The sequence below is a fragment of the uncultured Veillonella sp. genome, assembly GCF_938010505.1.
Classification (GTDB): Bacteria; Bacillota; Negativicutes; order Veillonellales; family Veillonellaceae; genus Veillonella.
The window spans coordinates 1-5,589 of sequence record NZ_CALLVP010000096.1 but is presented as its reverse complement, the minus strand read 5'-3'; the positions used below and the strand labels follow the sequence as shown (position 1 = coordinate 5,589).

The 5,589-nt window shown below is 38.5% G+C and carries 6 protein-coding genes; all 6 read right to left on the bottom strand.

Annotated elements, in window-relative coordinates:
• Positions 1-866: ABC transporter transmembrane domain-containing protein (locus Q0507_RS05765; RefSeq protein ID WP_298713708.1), on the bottom strand; the 866-nt coding region annotated here is incomplete at its 3' end.
• Positions 867-1,063: 197 nt separating this feature from the next.
• Complete coding sequence (gene cydB, locus Q0507_RS05760; protein WP_058948491.1) at positions 1,064-2,083, bottom strand: cytochrome d ubiquinol oxidase subunit II; 1,020 nt, start codon at positions 2,081-2,083, stop codon at positions 1,064-1,066.
• A complete protein-coding gene (locus tag Q0507_RS05755; RefSeq protein WP_004698499.1) occupies positions 2,074-3,462 on the bottom strand; it encodes a cytochrome ubiquinol oxidase subunit I in 1,389 nt (462 codons plus the stop codon). The genes cydB and Q0507_RS05755 overlap by 10 nt, the downstream gene beginning before the upstream one ends.
• An 84-nt stretch (positions 3,463-3,546) precedes the next feature.
• Positions 3,547-3,978: an Rrf2 family transcriptional regulator gene (locus Q0507_RS05750; RefSeq protein ID WP_021147851.1), complete on the bottom strand. Its 432-nt coding sequence runs from the start codon at positions 3,976-3,978 to the stop codon at positions 3,547-3,549.
• Between the two features lie 227 nt (positions 3,979-4,205).
• The gene (locus Q0507_RS05745; protein ID WP_298713700.1) at positions 4,206-4,700 is read right to left on the bottom strand and encodes a molybdenum cofactor biosynthesis protein B; all 495 of its coding nucleotides are present in this window, start codon (positions 4,698-4,700) and stop codon (positions 4,206-4,208) included.
• 8 nt (positions 4,701-4,708) lie between these two features.
• Positions 4,709-5,569 (bottom strand): polysaccharide deacetylase family protein, encoded by an 861-nt coding sequence (locus Q0507_RS05740; RefSeq protein WP_298713697.1) that lies wholly within the window; start codon positions 5,567-5,569, stop codon positions 4,709-4,711.
• Between the last annotated feature and the right edge of the window lie 20 nt (positions 5,570-5,589).

The window sequence follows — 5,589 nt, the reverse complement described above, 5'->3', positions numbered from 1 at the left end:
TGTCTAAATGGAGTATAGAACTCCGGCGCTAACAACAAAATAAAGAAGGCTGAAAAGAATGTAATTTCACCATCTAATAAGGTTAGGCCTAAATATACCGCAATCAGAGCTGTACTTATAGTACTCACTAATTCAAGTACTAATGCAGATAAAAAGGCTACGCGCAACACTCGTAAAGTAGAATCTTTAAACTCTTGAGATAATCGACCAATAACCTTAATTTGATCTTTTGCACGACCAAAGAGTTTTAGCGTAGTAATCCCTTGCAATACGTCTAAAAAATGCCCCGATAGGAAGCTCATACGCTCCCATTGTTCCTTATTTAATCGATCAGCTTGCTTCCCAATCAAGATCATAAAAAATGGAATTAAAGGCACCGTAACAATTAAAATAATGCCAATTATTGGTAATGTATCTATAATGGCGATTCCCATAATAAGTGGAATCATAATAGCGTATAAAATCTGCGGAATGTAACGAGCCACATATGCATCAACTTGCTCTAAACCATCGGTAAGCATATGGATGACATCGCCATGACGTTCCTTATGTTGTACACCAAGCTTAAACATATGGGCCAAAGAGCGTTCTCTAAAGGATGCTTTTACAGCACTCCCCAAGTGATTTGCCACTGCCTCTTGAACGTAATGTGCCACCAATCTCATAACAATAGCTATAAACAAATAAATGATGGTATTCATTTCATCAGCTAGTGTATGTTCCAAAAATATAAGGTTATTTATTAAGGTTCCAAAGAACCAAGCTTGCCCAACAATTGATAGACTTTCTATTAAACAGGTTAAACCGAGTAATCCAAGCCGTCCTTTATGTTCTAGCAGCGCTTTAAATGCGGTACGCTGTATCATACTATCCTCTATGGTAAATCAACTTAAATATATAAAATCAAACAAATTTAAATTCCTTTAAATAGGCCTAAAAGAGTCCAAGTGAATCTAAATTTATCAATATTATAATCATCTTACCACAAAAAAGAGGCGTGCCGCTACGGCACGCCTCACATTAAGATTTAATTTTTACTCACAAGAGTTATAAGGCTATTCTATTAATAGTGTAAATCTTTTTCTGTTACACGATGACGGAATGTCCAATATACCCAAGATTGATAAACCAAAATGATTGGCACAAATACGAATGCTACACAAGTCATCAAAGTCAACGTGTAAGTAGAGTTAGCTGCATTAGTAATAGTCAAGCTCCACTCAGGATTCAAAGAAGAAACCATAATGCGAGGGAACAAACCTGCAAAGTATGCAGCTGTTACAGAAATAACAGATAAACAGCTGAATAGGAACCCCCATTTTGTATTCCGAGTTCGTGCTGCGCCCCAAGAAATGAGGAAGAACACGATAGTTAATGCAAAGCAAACTACAGCTAATACAGAATTAAACAAATCTGTATATACGTAAGTTGCACCTACCAATGCTAATGCACCGATAGCTGTAGGAACACCTACTACCAAAGAAGCAGCACGAGCGCGTTCAGAAATAGCGCCAGCTGTTTTAATAGAAGTAAATAAGCCACCATGGTATGTAAATACCAAAATGAACGCAATACCACAAAGTACTGTGTAAGGACTTAATAAATCAAAAAATGTACCAACATATGTCATACTTGCATCAATTGGAGTACCTTGAATCAAGTTACCTACTGTAACACCCCACAATAGTGCAGGAATCAAAGAGCCAAAGAAGATGCAGTAGTCGAATGTTTTACGCCATAACAAATTAGGGCTTTTGGAACGGAATTCAAAGGATACACCACGGATAATAAGAGCCGCAAGCATCAAGAATAACGCCAAATAGAATCCACTAAATAATGTAGCATACACGTGAGGGAAGGAAGCGAATAATGCACCACCAGCAGTAATCATCCATACCTCATTACCATCCCACACAGGACCTAAGGCATTGATCATTTGACGACGTTCAACGTCAGTTTTACCAATGAATGGTAACAAAATACCAGTACCATAATCAAAACCTTCTAATAAGAAGAAGCCAGCGAATAGTACAGTAATTAAGATAAACCATACCACTTCAAGGTTATTAAAAATTAATTCCATAATCTCGCCTCCTCTTTTTCAACTACATCATGAGATGGGTTGCCATCCGGACCTTTTTTAATGTGTTCTACAGCAAGGTAGATAGCTGCGATAGCAGCCACGATATACACAAGTGTAAAGCCGATGATTGTAGTCATAATTTCTGGAGCCGTTACAGATTTAGACGCACCATCTGCAGTCAATTGCAAACCATATACAAGCCATGGTTGACGACCTGCTTCCGCTACAAACCAACCAGTGGAGTGAGCGATAAATGGCAATGGCAACATCCAGAACATAATTTTTAAGAATGTGCGGTTTTCAACAAGTTTATCTTTTGCATTTAGGATAAGACCTACAAAGGCAACAAGTAACATAAGAGAACCGGATGCTACCATGACACGGAATGTCCAGAAGATTGCTGGAACATCTGGAATATAGTTGCCAGGGCCATATTGAGCCTCCGCTTTTGCTTGAAGGTCTTTGATACCTTCTACCTTACCAGACGTAAAGGAGTTTTGAGTCAAGAAGGATAAACCACCAGGAATTTCAAGAGCATTTGTATTCTTTTGTGCCTTAGTATCAATGTTAGCTACCAAAGAGAATGGAGCTGGATCTTGTGTTTCCCACAAAGCTTCCATAGCAGCCATTTTCATAGGTTGTACTTTTGTGATGTATTGACCTTGGTGATGACCAGCTAATGCACCTAAAGTACCGAATACTAGAGCGATAACCATGCCCCATTTAGCAGAGCGACGGTAGAACTCTGTCGCATTATTGCGTAATAAGTGCCATGCACTGACTGCCATAATAATTACGCCAGCTGTTAATAAACCATTCAATACAATATGGAAAAATTGTCCAGGTACATAGCCATTTTGAACGATGATCAAGAAATTTTCCATCTCTGCACGGCCATTGCGTAATACAAAACCTACAGGATGTTGCATAAAAGAGTTTGCTACAAGAATCCAGAACGCAGATAGATTTGTACCTAATGCTACAAATGTAGCTACAAGGGCGTGAACACATTTATGTAAGCGATCCCAACCGAAAATCCAAACGCCCATGAATGTAGATTCCAAGAAAAATGCCATTAATGCTTCAAGGGCCAATGGAGCGCCGAAAATGTCACCCATAAAACGAGAATATTCTGCCCAGTTCATACCGAAATGGAATTCCTGAACAATACCAGTCACCACACCCATAGCAAAGTTAATTAGGAACAATTTGCCCCAGAACTTAGCCATTTTTTTGTATACTTCTTTACCAGTCGACACGTAGGTCCACTCTAAAGCAGCAACAATCACTGTCATACCTAGTGTGAACGGCACAAATAACCAGTGATAGATAGATGTTAGCGCGAATTGCAATCGGGCTAAATCTACAGCTTCAAACATGTGTTTTCCTCCTTAGAATAAAATACTAACATCACTTGACGAGCTTTTACAAAAAACCTTGCATCATTGCGACTGTAAAAAAGCTCAAGCCTCAGCGATAATCAACTGTTCTCGTTGGGCAAGGGTCTTAAAATTAACCGCTTCCAACTGATTGACCAATTGATGCTGAATCACGCCCATTGCTTCATTTATAGCACAATGCCCCTTACAAGACTTAGAGCAAGAACCTACATCATATAAACAACGTTGTAAATACGCATCCCCTTCTACGGCTCTAATTACATCAAGCAACGAGATCTCTTGAGGGCTTCGATTCAGGGCAAACCCACCATCTACCCCTCTGAAAGATTTCATAATTCCTGCTGCAATGAGACTACGCATAATCTTGAGCAAAAAGCGTTCTGGAATCAACTCTTGCTCAGCCAATACAGCACCAGTTATCTTCGATCCCGAAGGTAATAGCGCCATATGCAAGACCATGCGAAATGCATAATCCGTGGCCTGATTTAACTTCATAAAGTCTCCTTTCTCGTGCACTCGGACAAACGTATTACTAAATCTAGTATAAATGAAATAAAACAATACTGCAATGGTATTGTTTTAAATATAACGAAAAAATTCACTTAGTTCTCATGCACATGCTTTATGTGCCAAACGACTGCTTTAATCTGCACAAAATGCTTATTATTATCGCACTTTCAAAAAAAAGACTGCTCCACAAAAGAGCAGTCTCAATATATGTATTATTTTGTAATTTCTCTCACCAAATGACCCATTTCAGGAATGATGAGTTTGCTCATCGCCAAGGTAACAGCCCCTACAGAACCAGGAACGGAGAAAATTAAAGTGTTATTATTAACACCAGCTTCTGCACGAGATGCCATTGCTTTTGTACCAATATCCTCTGTATAGGATAAATATCTAAAAATTTCACCAAAGCCTGGAATATGCTTTTCATATAGGCTATTCACCGCTTCGATGGTAACATCTCTCATAGCTATACCAGTTCCACCAGTGGAGATAATTACATCAACAGCCTCATCATTACACCATGGAATCATGGCATTTCTTATAGCATCATAATCATCAATGACAATTTTGCGTTCTACCACAATATGATTCGCTTGTTCCAAGAACTCTTGGACCTTATTGCCCCCCTTATCAGTTTCTAATGTACGAGTATCAGATACAGTTAAGACTGCAACACGTAATGGTCTTGCTACAACTTCGTAAGACATAATTCCTCCTAAAATAAAGGCACAACAGACGCCAATATCGGCCATCCATTATCGCGTAATATATCACGCAATGCCCAAGTATACTTAATAAGTGGTGCGCAATGTAGACGCAACCAGAACGATAAAAACGGTGTATCACCTTGGAATATGGCTAATCGATCTAAGGCATAGAGATTATCCCCTGGCTTTACTGTCCCTGGTTGGACGGTGAAAGCCATGTTATATCCAGACTGTTTAGTAACATATTGAATGAGCATATCGTTAAAGCCACCAGGATATGCCAAATAATTGATAGGTTCTCCTAAGATACCTTCCATAGATGTTTTACCACCGAGAATGGCATCAGGCAATTCGGTGGGTTCCATATGCGTTAGTATCTTATGATGATTTGTATGACCTTGAATATCAAAGCCGGAAGATTCCATTTGGCGCATTTGTGTAGTATTAACAAAACCAGGTGTATTAGCTGCGTCGCTAATCATAAACAAAGTAGCCTTCATATTATATTCCTGTAATATAGGTAAAGCATGTTCATAATTATCAACATAACCATCATCAAAAGTGATAACAATTGGCTTATCTGGTAACGCCTTACCTTTCTGCAAATAATCATACAATTGATCCAATGTAATCGTATGATAACCATGATTATGGAGATATTCCATCTGCTCCTTGAACTGGTCCACATGCAGTGTTAAAGCAGAATGCTTATCATCATTTATTTGATGATAATTAAGCACCGGTACACCATATAACTTATAATCTGAAGATAATCCCCACATAATCCCAATAGAAACTGCTAAAATTGCAATACATATTGCAACAAAGTATAACAACTTTTTAATACAGCTCTTGCCATATTTATACATATAAAATAATCACTCCCATC

Bases quoted from the DNA above. Each gene is read 5' to 3' on its own strand.
- Q0507_RS05745 (WP_298713700.1), bottom strand. From the start codon at position 4,700: ATGTCTTACGAAGTTGTAGCAAGACCATTACGTGTTGCAGTCTTAACT.
- Q0507_RS05740 (WP_298713697.1), bottom strand. From the start codon at position 5,569: ATGTATAAATATGGCAAGAGCTGTATTAAAAAGTTGTTATACTTTGTT.
- Q0507_RS05750 (WP_021147851.1), bottom strand. From the start codon at position 3,978: ATGAAGTTAAATCAGGCCACGGATTATGCATTTCGCATGGTCTTGCAT.
- Q0507_RS05755 (WP_004698499.1), bottom strand. From the start codon at position 3,462: ATGTTTGAAGCTGTAGATTTAGCCCGATTGCAATTCGCGCTAACATCT.
- cydB (WP_058948491.1), bottom strand. From the start codon at position 2,083: ATGGAATTAATTTTTAATAACCTTGAAGTGGTATGGTTTATCTTAATT.